Origin of the sequence: Massilia eburnea (assembly GCF_050709955.1) — a bacterium.
Taxonomy (GTDB): Bacteria; Pseudomonadota; Gammaproteobacteria; order Burkholderiales; family Burkholderiaceae_D; genus Rugamonas; species Rugamonas eburnea_A.
Window position 1 is genome coordinate 181,992 of record NZ_JBNZFX010000003.1, and the last position, 18,623, is coordinate 200,614.

The following is an 18,623-nucleotide window of genomic DNA, read 5'->3' on the forward strand; positions in this document are numbered from 1 at the left end:
GCCAGCCACGAATCAAAAAAAAACGGCCCGGGCGCTCACGCGGCCGGGCCGTTTTTATTGGGGCTTAGGTCTTAAGCCAGCTTACCGTGGCAAGCCTTGAACTTCTTGCCGCTGCCGCATGGGCATGGGTCGTTGCGGCCAACCTTGAGGCCTTGGCTGATCGCCGCGTCCATATCGCCCGCCGGCATGGCGGTTGGAGCCAGCAGTTCTTCCGGTGCCGCGTTCGGGTTGAAGTCGGCGTGCTGATAGTGGACGTTTTCGACGTGCGACTTGTTCATCTCGGCTTCTGCAGCTTCGACTTCCTCGCGCGACTGGATGCGAACCATCATCACCATGCGGATCACGTCGTTCTTGATCATGTCCAGCATGGTGCCGAACAGTTCGAACGCTTCGCGCTTGTATTCCTGCTTAGGGTTCTTCTGCGCATAGCCGCGCAGGTGGATACCCTGACGCAGGTGATCCAGTGCCGCCAGGTGTTCGCGCCAGTGGGTGTCCACCGACTGCAGCATGACGTTGCGCTCGAAGCCGCCAAAGGCTTCCTTCGATACGATATCCACCTTGGCCTGGTACACGGCATCGGCTGCGGCGACAACACGTTCGACGATGTCTTCGTCGGTGATGCTGCTTTCCTTCGCCATCATCTCGACCAGCGGCACGTCGATCATCCATTCCGCGGCCAGGGTCTTCTGCAGGGCCGGGATGTCCCACTGCTCTTCCACCGATTCTTCCGGCACGTAGGTGCGCACCACGTCGGTGAACACGCCATGGCGCAGGTTCATGATGGTTTCGGAAATATCGGTCGCTTCCAGCAGCTCGTTACGCTGCGAGTAGATCACCTTGCGCTGGTCGTTGGCGACGTCGTCATATTCCAGCAGCTGCTTACGGATGTCGAAGTTGCGGGCTTCGACCTTGCGCTGTGCGGATTCGATGGAACGGGACACGATGCCCGCTTCGATCGGTTCGCCTTCCGGCATCTTCAGGCGGTCCATGATCGCGCGCACGCGGTCGCCGGCGAAAATACGCAGGAGCGGATCGTCCAGCGACAGGTAGAAGCGCGAGGAGCCCGGATCGCCCTGGCGGCCGGAACGGCCACGCAGCTGGTTGTCGACGCGACGGGATTCGTGACGCTCGGTACCCACGATATGCAGGCCGCCGGCCGCCACCACCTGGTTGTGCAGCGACTGCCAGCCGCCGCGCAGGTGCTGCGCCTTGGCTGCCTTCTCTTCGTCGCTGAACTCAGGGTTGGCTTCGATGATCTGGATCTGCTTCTCGATATTGCCGCCCAAAACGATGTCGGTACCACGGCCCGCCATGTTGGTGGCGATGGTGATCGCTTTCGGAATACCTGCCTGGGCGATGATTTCCGCTTCGCGCGCGTGCTGTTTTGCATTCAGCACGTTGTGCGGCAGCTTGGCCTTGTCCAGGATGCCGGACAGCAGTTCGGAGTTTTCAATCGAGGTGGTACCCACCAGCACCGGCTGGCCGCGCTCGTAGCAGTCGCGGATGTCGAGCATCATCGCGTTGTACTTTTCGGCGTTGGACTTGTATACCTGGTCCTGGCGGTCCTTGCGCTGCGAAGGACGGTTCGGCGGGATCACCACGGTTTCCAGGCCGTAGATCTCCTGGAATTCGTAAGCTTCGGTGTCGGCGGTACCGGTCATGCCCGCCAGCTTGGCGTACATGCGGAAATAGTTCTGGAAGGTGATCGAGGCCAGGGTCTGGTTCTCGTTCTGGATCTTGACGCCTTCCTTGGCTTCAACCGCCTGGTGCAGGCCGTCGGACCAGCGGCGGCCAGTCATCAGGCGGCCGGTGAATTCATCGACGATCACCACTTCGTTGTTCTGCACAACGTAGTGCTGGTCCTTGAAGTACAGCACGTGCGCGCGCAGGGCGGCGTACAGGTGGTGCACCAGGGTGATATTCGCGGAATCGTACAGGGACGCGCCTTCCGGCAGCAGGCCCATCTTGGTCAGGATGCGCTCGGCCTTTTCGTGACCGGCTTCGGTCAGCAGCACCTGGTGCGCTTTTTCGTCCTTGGTATAGTCGCCGGGGACTTCGATCTTGCCCTTGCCGTCCACGGTTTCTTCACCGATTTGCAGGGTCAGCTGCGGCGGTACCTGGTTGATATTGTGGTACAGGTCGGTGTGGTTTTCGGCCTGCCCGGAGATGATCAGCGGGGTACGTGCTTCGTCGATCAGGATCGAGTCGACTTCGTCGACGATGCCGAAATTCAGGGCGCGCTGCACGCGCTCGCTGGCTTCGAACACCATATTGTCGCGCAGGTAGTCGAAACCGAATTCGTTATTGGTGCCGTAGGTGATGTCGGACGCGTAAGCGGCTTGCTTGTCGTCGTGCGGCATCTGCGACAGGTTCACGCCGCAGGACAGGCCCAGCCAGCGATACAGCTTGCCCATGGTCTCGGCATCGCGCTGTGCCAGGTAATCATTGACGGTCACGATGTGCACGCCCTTGCCGGACAGTGCATTCAGGTAAGCCGGCAGGGTCGCGGTCAGGGTCTTGCCTTCCCCGGTGCCCATCTCAGCAATCTTGCCGTAGTGCAACACCATGCCACCGACCAGCTGGACGTCGAAGTGGCGCATCTTGAACACGCGCTTGGACGCTTCGCGGCAAACGGCGAAAGCTTCCGGCAGCAGGTCATCCAGCGCTTCGCCATTGGCAACACGTTCCTTGAGGGCAGGCGTTTTCGCTTGCAGCTCGGCATCCGACAGCTTTTCAAACTCCGGTTCCAGGGCGTTGATCGCCTTTACCGTTTTTTGGTATTGCTTAAGCAGACGCTGGTTGCGGCTGCCGAAAATCTGGGTCAGTAAGGACATTTCTTAATTTCTTCCTCGGGTCCGCCAATGGCAAAAGTGCGTGATTTTATCATGCGTTCGTAGCAAGGTTGGGATCTGGACCTATATAACAATAGGCTAGCGATGAAAAATTCACCTGCTGGGGCCGCCACTGTAAAATGGCGGCATGGGTTTCTCGTTCACAGATCGCAAGTACGCACCGCAGGAAGCAACGGATTTCTTGCGTGGCAACGCTCGGCTGGCAGCTTTGTTGCCGGCGGTGCAGCGCATGGCGAAATTACAACGCGATTGTGCGGAAGTACTGCCTTCGGCCTTCAAAAGCTGCGAAGTCTTTGCTTTCGACGGCGGCGAACTGACTCTGGCCGTGCCCAACACGGCGGTAGCCGCCAAGCTCAAGCAGCAAGTGCCAAAACTGCAAGAAACGCTGAACGGGAAAGGGTGGCAGATAAGCAACATCCGCTTCCGGGTGCAGATGCCGAAAGGGATCGCGCACGTCGGCCCGAGCGGGGAAGGCTTGAAATTGCCCGAAACAGCCGTCGATTCCTTCGACGAGCTGAGCCAGAAGCTGGAACCGACCGCCGCCAACGAGCCGCTGATCGAAGCGATGCGGCGCCTGGTCGCCCGCCGCCGCGGCTAAATGTCCACTTCGGGGTCAGGAACAAAAACGGACATTCCTTAAAGAATGTCCGCTTTTGTTCCTGACCCCAAGGTGGACATTTTTTACAGGTAAGCCCACTCGCGCGTCATCTGCCTGGCATAGGACGGCGGGGCGCTGTCGAGGGAATCGAAGGTGACCAGTTCGTAGGAATCCGGGTCGGCCAGCATGGCGCGCAGCAGCTGGTTGTTCAGGGCGTGGCCGGATTTGTGCGCTTCGTAGCTGGCGATGATCGGGTGGCCCACCATGTAAAGGTCGCCGATCGCGTCGAGGATCTTGTGGCGCACGAATTCGTCGTCGTAGCGCAGGCCATCCTGGTTCAGGATGCGGTATTCATCCATCACGATGGCGTTTTCCAGCGAGCCGCCGCGCGCCAGGCCAATCCCGCGCAGCATTTCCACGTCCTGCATGAAGCCGAAGGTGCGGGCGCGGGCAATCGCCTGGATGTAGGAGACGTCGCCAAAGTCCACGGTGGCGCGCTGCGCCGTGCCATCCACCGCCGGGTGGTTGAATTCGATGAAGAAGTCCAGCTTGAAGCCATCGTGCGGCACTAGGCGCGCCCACTTTTCGGCATTGCCCTTGCCTTCGCGGATCTCAATCGGCTTTTTGACTTTGATAAATTTCTTCGGCGCTTCCTGTTCCTGCACACCGCCCTGCTGCAGCAGGTAGACAAACGACGATGCCGAACCATCCATGATCGGGATTTCTTCCGCCGTCACGTCGACGCACAGGTTGTCGATGCCGAGGCCGGCGCAGGCTGACATCAGGTGCTCGACAGTCGAAACGCGGCCGCCATCCTTCATCAGCACAGTTGCCATGCGGGTATCGCCCACGATGTCCGCCCTTGTCGGGAAGACAACCTGCGGCACCAGGTCCACACGGCGGAAGACGATGCCGGTATCCGGCTCAGCAGGGCGCAAGGTCAACTCGACCTTGGTGCCGGAGTGCAGGCCCACACCCGTGGTGCGGACGATTTCTTTGATGGTTCGTTGTTTCAGCATGCAAGAATTATAGCGCCCTGCGCCCTTCCCCGCTTACGGGTGCTCAGCCTCGGAATGTTCGGTCTCACGGCGCACCAGGTAGATGCCGGAGCCGATGATGATGGCCGCGCCCACCAGGGTGTAGGCGTCAGGCAGCGTGTGCCACAGCAGCCAGTCGATGCCCACGCCCCATGCCAGCGCGGTGTACTCGAACGGCGCCACGATGGAGGCCTTGCCCATGCTGAAAGCGCGCGTCAGCGCGAGCTGGCCGAAGAAGCCGCTCACTGCCAGCGCGGCCATGGCCGGCCACAGCGACCAGTCGATGCTGACCCAGGCGTTGATGGCCAGCGGCGCGACGCCGACGCCCATCAGGGTCAACACCCAGAACATCACGTGCTCCGGCGCGTCGGTCTTGGCCAGCACGCGGCCGGCGATGGCCGAAATGCCGTAGCAAACCGCTGAAGCCAGCACGGCCAGGCCGGCAACCGAGACGAAGCTGGTGCCGTCCGGTCGCAGCACCACCAGCACGCCGCCCAGGCCGACGAAGATCGCCACCCACTGTCCCAGGCTGACTTTCTCTTTAAGGATGAATACCGCCAGCACGGTCACCAGCGCCGGCGCGATGAAGAAAATGGCGTAGGTATCGGCCAGCGGCAGCGTTTTCAGCGCGTAGGCGAACAGCGACAGCATGGCAATGCCAACCGCGCCACGCAGCAGGTGCAGCGGCCAGCGTACCTTGAAGATGCCGCTGAATTTGCCGCGGTAGGCCATGAATGCGCACACCAGGGGCATCGAAAGCATGCATCGCAACGCCGTCACCTGTACGGCCGGATAGCGCGCGGCCAGCACTTTCATGGATGCGTCCATGAGGGAGAACATGGCGACCGCGGCCACCATGGCGTAAATAGCTTGCAGGTTTTCTTTTTGTTGTGGAGTCACGATGGAGGCCCAAAATCCGTTACCGGGTCGTCCATTGTACTGAAAGAAATGGTTTGCTGCTGAGGCAGTGTCAGCCTAGCCGGTAACAGTAGAAGTCCCGGTTTGACCACTCATGCTGTGCGGCAGGGACCCCTTGTCTGCCATACGGCATTCGGTTTCGAGCCTCTTCATAAACACCATCCCAGGTGCCGCGGATATTGAAGTAGTCGGGCCAAAGTTGCTGCCTCACAGCCGGCATGGAGTCAATGACTTTGAAAACACGCCGAATGATTTTACGCGGGTCGCCCTTGTCCATCTTCTTCGTAATGATCTGCAGATACCAATCCCTGCACTCCTCGTTATATTCCCAGTACATGGCTTGCGGATGCAGGCCTTCGATATCGAGCCCCGACAACAAATCCCGTCCGCATTCGACCATGCCATTCGTCATGACGCCCTCTACCGGTAGTGCTCTATCCATGTTAGTACGCCTTCCTTGTTCACCGAAACTTTGGATCTATACCGGGCTACTTCGTTCCACTCGCTTACAGCTTCCCAATTCTCCCTAAAAGGCACCGCAGGAATGCATTGTCTCGACAAACGCCGGCTGCAGCCCGGCCAGCTTGATCAAGACCCTCAAGTCATGCGTGTAGCAAGCGGTGGCGAACCCCTTGTCAGGAAATTGGAATCGCTCGCAATTTCTCGCTATCACGGCTTTGAGGCCGCATTCGACAGCGTAACCAGTCAGGTAATAGCTGCCTGCATACAGCCCAGCAGCAAGTAGGCACTTTCCTTCATTGGTGCGAAGCCGTGAAAACTCCTGGAATTCGATTCGCCCCATATAAGCGCCCGTTATGCAAAAACGATGAGACAAGCGGGCACTGGATTTGTTCCCAGCTTCCGAAAGAAATCACGAAGAAATTCGTGGCGAGTTATGATGCTGGGATGAATACAGAAGCGCTACTAGTCGAAGTGATCGAACAGGTCGAACCACTCTATGTGGTTCACCAGTCGCCCGTGCATGGGCGTGGTGTTTTTGCGCGCCGGATGATTCCGGCCGGCACCCGCATCATCGAATACACCGGCGAGATCGTCGACTGGGAAGAATGCTGCCGCCGCACCGAGGAGAAAGGCGGCCCGATCGGGCACACCTTCTTCTTCAGCCTGAACAACGGCATGCTGATCGATGGCGGCTCGGGCGGCAACGAGGCGCGCTACATCAACCATTCCTGCGAACCGAATTGCGAAGCCGAGGAAGACGACCAAGACCGCGTCTACATCTGCGCGCTGCGCGACATCGAAGAAGGCGAAGAGCTGAACTACAACTACGGCCTGATCTACGAGGCCCGCCATACCGCCAAGGTGAAGAAGGCATTCGCCTGCTACTGCGGCGCGCCCTCCTGTCCCGGCGTCATGCTTGCACCGAAGAAGCGCAAGTCGCGCGGCAAGACCCTGACTCAGGCTCCCGCTTCAGGCGACTGAGCCTGTTCCACCGGCGCTGCCACCGCATCGCTGCGGCCGCGGATGGCCGACATGCCTTTGAACAGGTGGAAGATCACATACGCGTGAAAGGCGACCGGCATCCAGTCGCCGATGTACATATAGATCAGGGCGTCGAGCACGTAGACAAGCAAGCCCAGATAGAACGCCCACAGCTTCTCGCGCTGCGCGAAATAGCCGACCGCCACGTAGTAACCGATGATCAAGGCCGCCAGCAGCAGGCCAATCACTTTCGGATCGGTGAAAACCGCGCTGGCTACGGCCGTCATCGCCAGGCCGACCACGAAGCTGGTATTACTGCCAGAGTAAAACAGGAACAGGTTGACCAGCGAAAGGCCGGCGATCCACCAGAACCAGCGGGCGCTGGAAAGAACGGATGGATGGGAAGATACTGGCGACATTACGGAATTCCTCGAGAAAACAAAGGTTGCAATTTTAGCAGCAAGGATTCCTGGACCTGAAATAAAAAACGCTCGGCATGCCGAGCGTGTTGCTTTTGAGCCTGCGGGAGCAGATTACAGCTGGCCCAGCATGGTCTCTGCGTTCGACACTTCGAACTTGCCGCCTTGCTCGACGTTCAGCTGTTTGACCACGCCGTCTTCCACCAGCATCGAGTAACGCTGGGAGCGGGTGCCCATGCCGAATTTGGAGAAGTCCGCATCCAGGCCCAGGGCCTTGGAGTAAGCAGCGTTGCCGTCAGCCATCATGCGCACGGTACCGGTGGCTTTCTGGTCGCGGCCCCATGCGCCCATGACGAAGGCGTCGTTCACGGAGATGCACCAGATTTCATCCACGCCCTTGGCTTGCAGGTCGGCAGCGTGCTTGACGTAGCCTGGCACGTGCTGTGCGGAGCAGGTCGGGGTGTAGGCGCCTGGCAGGCCAAAGATCGCGATCTTCTTGCCCTTGGCGATGTCCTGCACATTGAAGGTATTCGGGCCGAGCGCGCAGCCTTCGGTCTCGGTCTCGATGAATTCGGACAGCTGGCCTTCCGGCAGTTTGTCGCCGATCTTGATGGTCATTTCGGGTTCTCCTTCTTGTGAAAACCCAGAGTATAACTCCGCGCCGCCGGACGCGTGATCCGGCGGCGCGGCTGACCTTATTCAGTCAGCCTGCTTGCGCAGGAAGGCAGGAATGTCGTAGGTTTCCATGCCCGACTTGGCCAGTGCGTTCACCTGCTCGGTGGCCGACTCACGGCGCCACACAGCTGGCTGCTTCTGCACGTCGGACGCGCTGCCGGAAAAGCCTGCGTTGCCGAAACCGCCCACTGCAGCAGTTGCCGCACCGCCGCCCAGGCCTGCATTGACGTTCAGCGGGTTGCCGCCGTGGGTGCCGGTACGCAGTTGCTGCTGCGGTACCAGTTGCACATGCTTCTTGGCTTTACCCAGGCCGGTGGCCACCACGGTCACGCGGATGTCGTCGCCCATCGCGTCGTCGTAGGCAATGCCTTGTGCAATCGACGCATCCGGTGCGGCGAAAGCGCGTACGGCTGCCATGACTTCCTTGATCTCCTTACCTTTCAGGCCGCGCGATGCCGTGACGTTCACCAGCACGCCGCGTGCGCCCGCCAGGTCGACGCCGTCCAGCAGCGGGGATGCAACTGCCTGCTCGGCAGCCACGCGTGCGCGGTCGACACCGGAAGCGGTGGCAGTACCCATCATCGCCTTGCCCTGCTCGCCCATGATGGTCTTCACGTCGTTGAAGTCGACGTTGATGTGGCCAGGCACGTTGATGATTTCGGCGATACCGGCTACGGCGTTGTTCAGCACGTCGTCAGCGTGCTGCAGCCACTCGATCAGCGATTCGTCTTCGTAGATCTCTTCCAGCTTCTCGTTGCAGATCACGATCAGCGAATCGACATTCTGCGACAGCGCTTCCAGGCCTGCCTCGGCGATGTCCAGGCATTTCTGGCCTTCGTGCGAGAACGGCTTGGAAACAACCGCCACAGTCAGCGCGCCCTGCTGCTTGGCGATTTCCGCCACGATCGGCGCTGCGCCGGTACCGGTGCCGCCGCCCATGCCGGCAGCGATGAACACCATGTGCGCGCCGCGCAGCGCATCTTCGATGCGGCTGCGCGATTCTTCTGCCAGCGCGCGGCCGACGTCAGGCTTCATGCCCGCGCCCAGGCCACTGCCGCCGATCTGGATAATGTTGCTTGCCTTCGAGGTGGCCAGCGCTTGTGCGTCGGTATTGGCAGCGATGAATTCCACGCCGCTCATGCCCTTGTTGATCATGTGCTGGACGGCATTGCCGCCCGCACCGCCAACGCCGACGACCTTGATGACCGTTCCCAGTGTTGCGTTATCAACCATATCGAACTCCATGATTTACTCCTATCTAGAATGCGGTTTTCAAGCGCCAGGCCTCATATGAATAGGAGAACTGGAGATTGAAAACTGCGGGGGTTTATTATTCAAAAATTAGTATTAAAAGTTACCCAGGAACCATTCCTTCATGCGCTGCCAAACTGCCTTTACCGATCCATCCTGGCGCGTCACGATGTGGCCGCGCAGATACTGCTTCTTAGCTTCCAACAACAGGCCCAACACGGTTGCATAGCGCGGGCTGCGCACCACGTCGGCCAACTGGCCGCGGTAGTCCGGCGTGCCCAGGCGCGCAGGCTTGAGGAAGATGTCTTCCGCCATCTCCACCATGCCCGGCATGATCGAGGTGCCGCCGGTCAGCACGATGCCCGACGAGAGCACGCCCTCGTAGCCGGACTCGCGCACCACCTGGTGCACCATCGCAAACAGTTCTTCCACGCGCGGCTCGATCACCGCGGCCAGCGCCTGGCGCGACAGGTTGCGCGGACCGCGGTCGCCCAGGCCCGGCACTTCCAGGTGCTCGCCCGGATCGGCCAGCACCTGCTTGGCCACGCCGTAGCGGATCTTGATTTCTTCCGCTTCGCCGGTCGGGGTGCGCAGCGCCATCGCAATATCGTTGGTGATCTGGTCGCCTGCAATCGGGATCACGGCCGTGTGGCGGATCGCACCGTCGCTGAACACCGCCACGTCGGTGGTGCCGCCGCCGATGTCGATCAGCACCACGCCCAATTCCTTTTCGTCGGTGGTCAGCACCGCGTCGGCGGAAGCCATCGGCTGCAGGATCAGGTCCGACACTTCCAGGCCGCAGCGGCGCACGCACTTGACGATGTTCTGCACCGCGCTCACCGCGCCGGTGACAATGTGCACCTTCACCTCCAGGCGGATACCGCTCATGCCGATCGGCTCGCGCACGTCGTCCTGCGAGTCGACGATGAATTCCTGCGGCACCGTATGCAGCAGCTGCTGGTCGGTCGGGATGTTGACTGCCTTGGCCGTTTCGATCACGCGCGCCACGTCGGTGGCGGTGACTTCCTTGTCCTTGATCGCCACCATGCCGCTGGAGTTGAAGCTGCGGATATGGCTGCCGGCGATGCCCGCATACACATTGCGGATCTTGCAGTCGGCCATCAGCTCCGCTTCTTCCAGCGCGCGCTGGATCGATTCGACAGTCGCTTCAATGTTCACCACTACGCCTTTTTTCAGGCCGCTGGATTCGTGCTGGCCCAGGCCAATCACTTCGTGGCGTCCATCGCCCATCACCTCGGCCACCACGGCCACCACTTTGGAGGTGCCGATGTCGAGGCCGACGATCAGGTTTTTAGCGTCTTTAGTCATCTCTATGCCCTGCTTTCAACGTTTCTTCGTATCCGACGGGATCTTCAATCCCGCTGCGCTCAAAGCCAGGCCGTTCTGGTAGCGCATATCAATCGTTTCAATATTCGGCACGCGGCTGGAAATCTGCGGCCAGATCCCGACCAGGCGCTGCACCCGCTGATGCAGGGTGTCATGCGTTGCCTCGCGTCCCAGCGCCACACTGGCGCCGTTGTCCAACTTCACCGTCCACGCATAGCGTCCAGACAGGGCCACGCTCTTCGGCACCAGGCTGGCCGCTGCAAACCAGTTCTTCAACTCGCCATAGCGCGCCAAAACTTCCTTCTCGCTGCCGTCCGGGCCGGAAAACTCCGGCAGCTCGTGATCCTCTTCCGCTTCGGCCAGGTTGGCGGTGAAGACATCGCCTTTCACCGACAGCAGCCGTCCATCCTCGCCCCAGGTGCCGAGCGCTTCATGCTCTTCCAGCGACACGATCAGCTGGTTCGGCCATTCGCGCCGCACGCTGGCGCGGCGTACCCACGGCACCGACTCGAACACCTTGCGCACCTGCTCCAGGTCGGCGGTGAAGAAGTTGCCAAGCAGGCGTCCCTGGGTGCCGTTGCGCAGCGTCAGGTGGTTCACATGCTTGAACTCCGACTTGTCCATGGTTTCAACGCGGATGGCGCGCAAATCGAATACAGGACGATTCGCCACCCACCACACGCCGGCAACGGCGCAAGCCAGCACCGACAGCGCGACCAAGCCGCTGGCGGATGCATTCAAGGCTTTGACGTCGTGCCACATGGTTCGTCTTTGCTCCTTTTACTTCTTCAGCTTCAGCCGCGCGGTGCGCAGGATTTCCACGCACAGTTCCTCGTAGCTCACGCCGGTCGCACGGGCAGCCATCGGCACCAGCGAGTGGCCGGTCATGCCCGGCGAGGTATTCACCTCCAGCAGGAATGGCTTGTGGTCCTTGGCGCGCAGCAGCACGTCGACCCGGCCCCAGCCTTCGCAACCGACGGCGCGGTAGGCCGCCACGGCCAGGCGCTGCATGTCGTCCTGCATCGCCTGGTCAAGCTGCGGCGGGCAAAAATACTTGGTGTCGTCGGTGAAGTACTTGTTCTGGTAGTCGTAATTGCCTTGCGGGGCGACGATTTCCACGATCGGCAGCGCGCGCGCGTCCTTGCCGGTGCCCAGCACGGCGACGGTGAACTCGCGGCCCTCCACGAATTCCTCTGCCAGCACGCAGTCGTCCAGCGCGGCGGCGGCATCGTAGGCGGCTTTCAGGCCGGCCGAGTCGCTCACCTTGGTGATGCCGATGGTCGAACCTTCATGCGGCGGCTTCATGATCAATGGCAGGCCGAGGCGCGCAGCTTCAGCGTCCAGGTCGGAATCGGCGCCCAGCACCGCATATTCCGGCGTCGGCAGGTTTTCGCGCAACCAAAGGATCTTGGTGGTGATCTTGTCCATGCCTACCGAGCTGGCCATCACGCCTGAGCCGGTGTAAGGAATGCCCAGTAACTCCAGTGCGCCCTGGATGCTGCCGTCTTCGCCGTAGCGCCCGTGCAGCGCAATGAACACGCGGTCGAATTTTTCGCCGGCCAGTTCGGCCAGCGAACGTTGGCCTGGATCGAAGGCGTGGGCATCGACGCCCTGCGATTGCAGGGCCGCCAGCACGCCGGTGCCGGACATGATGGACACGTCGCGCTCGGCGGATTTGCCGCCGAACAGCACGCCCACCTTGCCGAATGCTTGCGCTTCTTGTGCAGTCAGTTTCGTCATCGCGTCAAGCCTTCCAGTTCGTGAGTTTTGCAGGGACGCCGCTGATCGAGCCTGCGCCCATCGTGAGCACGACGTCGCCGTCGCGCACCACGTTCATGATCGTTTCCGGCATGTCGGCGATGTTTTCGACGAATACCGGCTCGGCTTTGCCGCGCGCGCGGATGGCGTGCGCCAGCGCGCGGCCATCGGCGGCCACCACCGGCGCCTCGCCCGCTGCATACACGTCCGACAGCACCAGCACGTCGACCGTGCTCAGGACCTTGGCGAAATCTTCGAACAGGTCGCGCGTGCGGCTGTAGCGGTGCGGCTGGAAGGCCAGCAGCAGGCGGCGGCCAGGATAGGCGGCGCGCGCGGCGGCGGTGGTCACTTCCATTTCAATCGGGTGGTGGCCGAAGTCGTCCACCAGGGTGAAGCTGCCGCCCGATGGGATGGCCACTTCGCCGTATTTGGTGAAGCGCCGGCCCACGCCGGCGAAGCCCGCCAGGCCGGCTTGCGTGGCCGTATCCGGCACGCCGATCTCGCGCGCGATGGCGACAGCGGAACAGGCGTTCTGCACGTTATGCATGCCGGGCTGGTTCAGCACGATGTCCAGGTCCGGGAAACCTTCCTGCAGCACAGTGAAATGCATCTGGGTGCCGACCGCGCGCGCATTGACGGCGCGTACTTCGGCGTCTTCCGCGAAGCCATAGGTGGTGACCGGCTTAGTCACCTGCGGGATGATGGCGCGCACGTGCGGGTCATCGACGCACAGCATGGCGCGGCCGTAGAACGGCAGGCGATGCGTGAAGTGCACGAAGGCTTGCTTCAGCTTTTCGAAATCGTGCTCGTAGGTTTCCATATGATCGGCATCGATGTTGGTGATGACTTCGATCATTGGGGTCAGGTTCAGGAACGATGCATCCGATTCGTCCGCCTCGGCCACCAGGTATTCGCCGGAGCCCAGCTTGGCGTTCGCGCCGGCCGCGGTCAGGCGGCCGCCGATCACAAAGGTCGGGTCCAGGCCGCCTTCGGCCAGCACCGACGCCACCAGGCTGGTGGTGGTGGTCTTGCCGTGGGTGCCGGCAATGGCGATGCCGCGCTTCAGGCGCATCAGCTCACCGAGCATCACGGCGCGCGGCACGATTGGGATCTTGCGCGCGCGCGCGGCAACCACTTCCGGGTTGTCGGCCTTGACGGCGGTCGAGGTCACGACCGCGTCGGCATTGCCGATGAAAGCTGCATCATGGCCCTGGTGCACGATGGCGCCCATGTCGACCAGGCGCTGGGTCACGGCATTCGAACCGAGGTCCGAGCCGGAGACGTTATAGCCCAGCGTGACCAGCACTTCGGCGATGCCGCTCATGCCGCTGCCGCCGATGCCGACGAAGTGAATGTTCTTTACTTTATGTTTCATGCTAGTGCTTCCAATTCTCGTGCGATGGCGTCATTCGCATCGCGTTTGCCCACTGCAAGCGCGGCGGCCGCCATCTTCTGGCAGGTGCTGCGGCTCAAGGTCTGCAACAGCGCTGCCAGGCTTTCCGGATTCAGTTCCGTCTGCGGCATGTGGATGGACGCGCCCTGCTTTGCCATCCATTGCGCGTTGTCGCGCTGGTGGCTGGTGGTCGAGACCACCAGGGGCACCAGCACACTGGCGACGCCGGCGGCAGTCAGTTCCGACACGGTGATGGCGCCGGCGCGGCAGACCACCACGTCCGCCTGCGCATAGGCGCCCGCCATGTCGTCGATGAAATCGACCACGTTTGCTTCCACATGCGCCTGCGCGTAAGCAGCGCGCAGGGCTTCAATATTCTTTTTGCCCGACTGGTGGGTCACCAGCGGACGCTGTTCGGGCGCGATCAGCGCCAGTGCCGCCGGCAGCGCGTCGTTGAGCGCCTTGGCGCCCAGGCTGCCACCTACCACCAGGATGCGCAGCACGCCTTCGCGGCCCGCGAAGCGCTGTTCGGGCGCCGGCAGCGCCAGGATTTCCTTGCGCACCGGGTTGCCGGTGACGACCGCCTTGCCGGCCACCGCGCCGAAATCGGCGGTGAAGCCGAAGAAGACCTTCTTCGCCATCGGCGCCAGGGTCTTGTTCGACAGCAGCAGGCCCGCATCGGCGTTCACCAGGGCCAGCGGCACGCCGCGCAGCCTGGCCATCACGCCGCCCGGCACGCAGACATACCCGCCCATGCCCAGCACCACGTCCGGCTTGCGCTTGCCGATGAAACGGAAGCAATCGATGAAGGCGCCGATCATCCTGAATGCACCGCTTACCGAGTGGGCCAGGCCTTTGCCGCGCATGCCGCTGAAGTTGACCAGGTCCATTTCAACGTTATGCTTCGGCACCAGCTCCGTTTCCATGCCGTGCGAAGTACCGAGCCAGGAAACCTCCCAGCCGCGGGCGCGCATGACCTGGGCAATTGCCAGGCCGGGGAAAATGTGGCCGCCGGTACCGGCTGCCATGATCATCAGGCGCTTGCTCATACCCGCCCTCCCCGCATCATCTGGCGGTTCTCGAAATCGATGCGCAGCAAAATCGCCAGGCCCACGCAGTTGATGATGATGCCGGTGCCGCCATAGCTCATGAGCGGCAGGGTCAGCCCTTTGGTTGGCAGCAAGCCGAGGTTCACGCCCATATTGATAAAAGTCTGTACGCCGATCCAGATGCCGATGCCTTTTGCGGCCAGGCCGGCGAAGGTCTGGTCCATGGCAATAGCCTGGCGGCCGATGTCGAAAGCACGTTTGACGATCCAGTAGAACATGCCGATGGTGACCAGCACCCCGATCATGCCCAGCTCTTCGCCGATCACTGCCAGCAGGAAGTCGGTATGCGCTTCCGGCAGGTAGTGCAGTTTTTCCACGCTGGCGCCCAGGCCCACGCCGCCGATCTCACCGCGGCCAAAGGCAATCAGCGAGTGGGTCAGCTGGTAGGACTTGTTCAGGGCGTTCTCTTCTTCCCAGGGATTCAGGTAAGCGAACAGGCGCGCGCGGCGGAACGGCGAAAGCCAGATGATGGCCACGAAAATCGTCACCAGCATGCCGGCGATGCCGCCGAACCAGACTGCGTTGACCCCGCCCAGGAACAGGATGCCCATGGCGATGCAGACGATCACGCCGAACGCGCCCAGGTCGGGCTCCAGCAGCAGCAACAGGCCGACAAACGCCACCGCCAGCGCCATCGGCGCGAAGCCCTTGGACAGGCGGTGCATGAATTCCTGCTTGCGCACGGTGTAGTCGGCCGCGTACAGCACGATGAAGAGCTTCATCAGCTCGGACGGCTGGAACTGGAACAGCTTGAGGTTCAGCCAGCGGCGGCCGCCGTTCACGTTGACGCCCAGGCCGGGCACCAGCACCAGTACCAGCGCCACCAGCGTGGCAATGAACAGGTAGGGCGCGGCCTTCTGCCAGATTTCCACGCGCACGCGGAATGCCACGGCGGCGGCCACGATGGCAATGCCGATAAAGATCGCCTGGCGCTGCACGAAGTAATGGTTTTTGTAGGCGGCGAACTTGGGCGAATCCGGCAGCGCGATGGAAGCCGAATACACCATCACCATCCCGAACAGCATCAGCAGCAGCACCGACCAGACCAGCGGCTGGTCGTATTCCATCATCTTCGAGTGGCGTGCGCGTCCATCCAGCGGAGCTGGAGACTCGGCGCCACCGAAGCGGAATGGAAGCTGGATTGCCATCAGATCTCCTGCCCCGCATCAAGTGCGATTTCGCGCACGGTGTCGATGAACACCTGCGCGCGGTGCGCATAGTTCTTGAACATGTCCAGGCTGGCGCAGGCCGGCGACAGCAGCACGGCATCGCCGGCATGGGCCAGCGCTGCGGCGCGTTTGGTGGCCTCTTCCAGCGTCGCGAAATCTTCCATCTTGACGCCGGTCGGCTCCAGCGCCGCGCGGATGGCCGGCGCATCGCGGCCGATCAGCACCACGGCGCGCACGAAGCGGCGTACCGGGCCGGCCAGCGGGTCGAACTCCTGGCCCTTGCCGTCGCCGCCGGCGATCACCACCAGCTTTTGCTCGCCGCCGGCAAACGACTGGCCCAGACCCACCAGCGCGGCGACGGTTGCGCCCACATTGGTGCCTTTGGAATCGTCGTAGTAATCGACGCCATTGATCGAGGCCACCAGTTCCACGCGGTGCGGCTGGCCCTTGTACTCGCGCAAGCCGTGCAGCAGCGGCGCAAACGGCAGGCCGATGGCGCGGCACAGTGCCAGCGCGGCCAGTGCGTTGGACGCGTTGTGGGTGCCGCGGATCTGCAGCGCATCGGCCGGCATCAGCTTCTTGGTATAGCACTCCACCGGCGGTGGCGGCGGGTCATTCTTCTTGCGGCGCTTCGGCGGTTCGGCCTCGTCGCTCGGTTCGGCCGTTGCGAGCCAGTACACGCCGCGCTCGTTGACCAGGCCGAAGCTGTGCGCCAGTTCCGGGGCATCGGTACCGAAGGTGACGTTTTCACCGATCGGGTTGGCCATCGCCATGGTCCACTTGTCGTCGCGGTTCAGCACGCGCACGGTGTCGTCGCCGAAGATGCGTTTCTTGTCGTCGGCATAGGCTTGCATGCTGCCGTGCCAGTCCAGATGATCCTGGGTCACGTTCAGCACCGTGGCCGCATCCGCGTTCAGGCTATAAGTCGTGTGCAGCTGGAAGCTGGACAGCTCGAGCACCCATGCTTGCGGCAAGCTGTCGTTCTCCATCACGTCGCGCAGCACGTCCAGCGCGGCCGGGCTGATGTTGCCTGCCACGCGCACCGACAGGCCGGCGCGTTCGCACAGCTGGCCGGTCAGGCTGGTGACAGTGGTCTTGCCATTGGTGCCGGTGATGGCGATGATCTTCGGCACGTAGGCGCGGTCGTCCTTCAGCCATTTCAGCGCCTGGGCAAAGATCTCGATCTCGCCCCAGACCGGAATGCCCTTCTCCGCTGCGGCCGGGATGATCTCGGCCAGTTCCTTGTTCGGGCCCAGGCCCGGGCTGGCGCAGACGAAATCCACCCCATCCAGCAGCGCAGCAGTGAACGGGCCGGAAATGAACTGCGTGCCCGGCAGCTGCTCGCGCAGCAGCGGCAGGCGCTCCGGCACCGGGCGCGTGTCGGCAACGCGCAGCAGCGCTCCGCAGCGCGCCAGCCAGTGCGCCATCGCCAGGCCCGATTCGCCGAGCCCCAGCACCAGTGCAATTTTGCCGTTATATATCATCAGCGCAGCTTCAGAGTGGACAGGCCAACCAGCACCAGCATCATCGTGATGATCCAGAAGCGCACGACAACCTGGGTCTCTTTCCAACCCTTCTGTTCAAAGTGGTGGTGCAAGGGCGCCATCAGGAACACGCGGCGGCCGACGCCGTAGCGCTTCTTGGTGTACTTGAACCAGCCGACCTGGATGATCACCGACACGGTCTCCGCTACGAAGATGCCGCCCATGATGAACAGGACGATTTCCTGGCGCACGATGACGGCGATGGTGCCAAGCGCGCCGCCCAGCGCCAGTGCGCCGACGTCGCCCATGAACACTTGCGCAGGGTGCGCGTTATACCAGAGGAAGGCCAGGCCGGCACCCGCCATGGCGCCGCAGAAGATGATCAGCTCACCGGCGCCTGGAATGTGCGGGATGAACAGGTATTTCGAATACGTCGCGGAGCCGGTCAGGTAGGCGAACAGGCCCAGCGCCGAACCCACCATCACGGTCGGCATGATGGCCAGGCCATCGAGGCCGTCGGTGAAGTTCACCGCGTTCGAAGTACCGACGATCACGCAGTAAGTCAGCGCAATGAAGCCCCATACGCCCAGCGGGTAGCTGATGGTCTTCACGAACGGCACGATCAGGTCGGCCTTCGGCGGCAGGTCCATCGAGAAGCCCGACTGCACCCACTGGAAGAACAGCTCGAATACCTTGGCCGGGGTCGGCGCCGACACCGAGAATGCCAGGTACAGCGCGGCGGCGATGCCGACCAGCGACTGCCAGAAGTATTTTTCAGCCGAACGCATGCCTTCCGGGTCCTGGCGCACCACCTTGCGGTAATCGTCCACCCAGCCCACGGCGCCAAAGCCCATGGTCACGATCATCACCGGCCAGATCAGGCGGTTCGACCAGTCGCACCAAAGCACGGTGGCGACGCCGACGGCAATCAGCAGCAGCACGCCGCCCATGGTCGGGGTGCCGTGCTTTTTCAGGTGGGTCTGCGGACCGTCGGTACGCACCGCCTGGCCGTACTTCATGACGGTCAGCTTGCGGATCACGGCGGGACCGGCGATCAGGCCGATCAGCAGGGCCGTGATGGTAGCCATCACGGCGCGGAAGGTGATGTAGTTAAAGAGGCGGAAAGCCCCAATGTCGTCCTGCAGGATTTGTGCCAGCCAGAGCAGCATG

The 18,623-nt window shown here is 62.1% G+C and carries 17 protein-coding genes; 2 read left to right on the forward strand and 15 right to left on the reverse strand.

Annotation, left to right across the window (positions count from 1 at the left end):
* Positions 1-71: 71 nt before the first annotated feature.
* Positions 72-2,834, reverse strand: coding sequence for a preprotein translocase subunit SecA (secA, locus tag ACQ4MM_RS03985; protein WP_431476162.1), 2,763 nt, complete (start codon positions 2,832-2,834; stop codon positions 72-74).
* 145 nt (positions 2,835-2,979) lie between these two features.
* On the opposite strand from secA, the gene ACQ4MM_RS03990 reads away from it, so the two are divergent.
* Entirely contained in the window at positions 2,980-3,450 is a 471-nt protein-coding gene (locus tag ACQ4MM_RS03990; protein WP_431476163.1) for a DciA family protein, read from the forward strand.
* Between the two features lie 83 nt (positions 3,451-3,533).
* On the opposite strand, the gene lpxC is transcribed toward ACQ4MM_RS03990, so the two are convergent.
* The 3 genes from lpxC to ACQ4MM_RS04005 form a co-directional block, all read right to left on the reverse strand.
* Entirely contained in the window at positions 3,534-4,469 is a 936-nt protein-coding gene (lpxC, locus tag ACQ4MM_RS03995) for a UDP-3-O-acyl-N-acetylglucosamine deacetylase (RefSeq protein ID WP_431476164.1), read from the reverse strand.
* 33 nt (positions 4,470-4,502) lie between these two features.
* Positions 4,503-5,345: a DMT family transporter gene (locus ACQ4MM_RS04000; protein WP_431476211.1), complete on the reverse strand. Its 843-nt coding sequence runs from the start codon at positions 5,343-5,345 to the stop codon at positions 4,503-4,505.
* Positions 5,346-5,457: 112 nt separating this feature from the next.
* Complete coding sequence (locus ACQ4MM_RS04005) at positions 5,458-5,847, reverse strand: hypothetical protein (protein WP_431476165.1); 390 nt, start codon at positions 5,845-5,847, stop codon at positions 5,458-5,460.
* Positions 5,848-6,311: 464 nt separating this feature from the next.
* On the opposite strand from ACQ4MM_RS04005, the gene ACQ4MM_RS04010 reads away from it, so the two are divergent.
* Positions 6,312-6,848: an SET domain-containing protein gene (locus ACQ4MM_RS04010; protein ID WP_431476166.1), complete on the forward strand. Its 537-nt coding sequence runs from the start codon at positions 6,312-6,314 to the stop codon at positions 6,846-6,848.
* Here ACQ4MM_RS04010 and ACQ4MM_RS04015 read toward each other — a convergent pair.
* The 11 genes from ACQ4MM_RS04015 to mraY all read right to left on the reverse strand — a co-directional run bounded on the left by ACQ4MM_RS04015 (position 6,824) and on the right by mraY (position 18,622).
* Positions 6,824-7,267, reverse strand: a complete 444-nt coding sequence (locus ACQ4MM_RS04015; protein WP_431476167.1) for a hypothetical protein — start codon at positions 7,265-7,267, stop codon at positions 6,824-6,826. The two genes, ACQ4MM_RS04010 and ACQ4MM_RS04015, sit on opposite strands and share 25 nt — an antisense overlap.
* A gap of 114 nt (positions 7,268-7,381) precedes the next feature.
* Entirely contained in the window at positions 7,382-7,885 is a 504-nt protein-coding gene (locus ACQ4MM_RS04020; RefSeq protein ID WP_057245686.1) for a peroxiredoxin, read from the reverse strand.
* A gap of 81 nt (positions 7,886-7,966) precedes the next feature.
* Positions 7,967-9,187: a cell division protein FtsZ gene (ftsZ, locus tag ACQ4MM_RS04025; protein WP_431476168.1), complete on the reverse strand. Its 1,221-nt coding sequence runs from the start codon at positions 9,185-9,187 to the stop codon at positions 7,967-7,969.
* Positions 9,188-9,289: 102 nt separating this feature from the next.
* Positions 9,290-10,522, reverse strand: a complete 1,233-nt coding sequence (gene ftsA / locus ACQ4MM_RS04030; protein WP_055932698.1) for a cell division protein FtsA — start codon at positions 10,520-10,522, stop codon at positions 9,290-9,292.
* 15 nt (positions 10,523-10,537) lie between these two features.
* Complete coding sequence (locus ACQ4MM_RS04035) at positions 10,538-11,302, reverse strand: cell division protein FtsQ/DivIB (protein ID WP_431476169.1); 765 nt, start codon at positions 11,300-11,302, stop codon at positions 10,538-10,540.
* A gap of 18 nt (positions 11,303-11,320) precedes the next feature.
* The gene (locus ACQ4MM_RS04040) at positions 11,321-12,280 is read right to left on the reverse strand and encodes a D-alanine--D-alanine ligase (protein ID WP_431476170.1); all 960 of its coding nucleotides are present in this window, start codon (positions 12,278-12,280) and stop codon (positions 11,321-11,323) included.
* A 4-nt stretch (positions 12,281-12,284) separates the two neighbouring features.
* Positions 12,285-13,673: a UDP-N-acetylmuramate--L-alanine ligase gene (gene murC, locus ACQ4MM_RS04045; protein ID WP_431476171.1), complete on the reverse strand. Its 1,389-nt coding sequence runs from the start codon at positions 13,671-13,673 to the stop codon at positions 12,285-12,287.
* Positions 13,670-14,740 (reverse strand): undecaprenyldiphospho-muramoylpentapeptide beta-N-acetylglucosaminyltransferase, encoded by a 1,071-nt coding sequence (murG, locus tag ACQ4MM_RS04050; RefSeq protein ID WP_431476172.1) that lies wholly within the window; start codon positions 14,738-14,740, stop codon positions 13,670-13,672. The genes murC and murG overlap by 4 nt, the downstream gene beginning before the upstream one ends.
* Positions 14,737-15,948, reverse strand: coding sequence for a putative lipid II flippase FtsW (gene ftsW, locus ACQ4MM_RS04055; RefSeq protein WP_431476173.1), 1,212 nt, complete (start codon positions 15,946-15,948; stop codon positions 14,737-14,739). The genes murG and ftsW overlap by 4 nt, the downstream gene beginning before the upstream one ends.
* Positions 15,948-17,453, reverse strand: coding sequence for a UDP-N-acetylmuramoyl-L-alanine--D-glutamate ligase (gene murD, locus ACQ4MM_RS04060; RefSeq protein ID WP_431476174.1), 1,506 nt, complete (start codon positions 17,451-17,453; stop codon positions 15,948-15,950). The genes ftsW and murD overlap by 1 nt, the downstream gene beginning before the upstream one ends.
* The gene (gene mraY / locus ACQ4MM_RS04065; RefSeq protein ID WP_431476175.1) at positions 17,453-18,622 is read right to left on the reverse strand and encodes a phospho-N-acetylmuramoyl-pentapeptide-transferase; all 1,170 of its coding nucleotides are present in this window, start codon (positions 18,620-18,622) and stop codon (positions 17,453-17,455) included. Before mraY ends, murD begins: the two co-directional genes overlap by 1 nt.
* Between the last annotated feature and the right edge of the window lies 1 nt (position 18,623).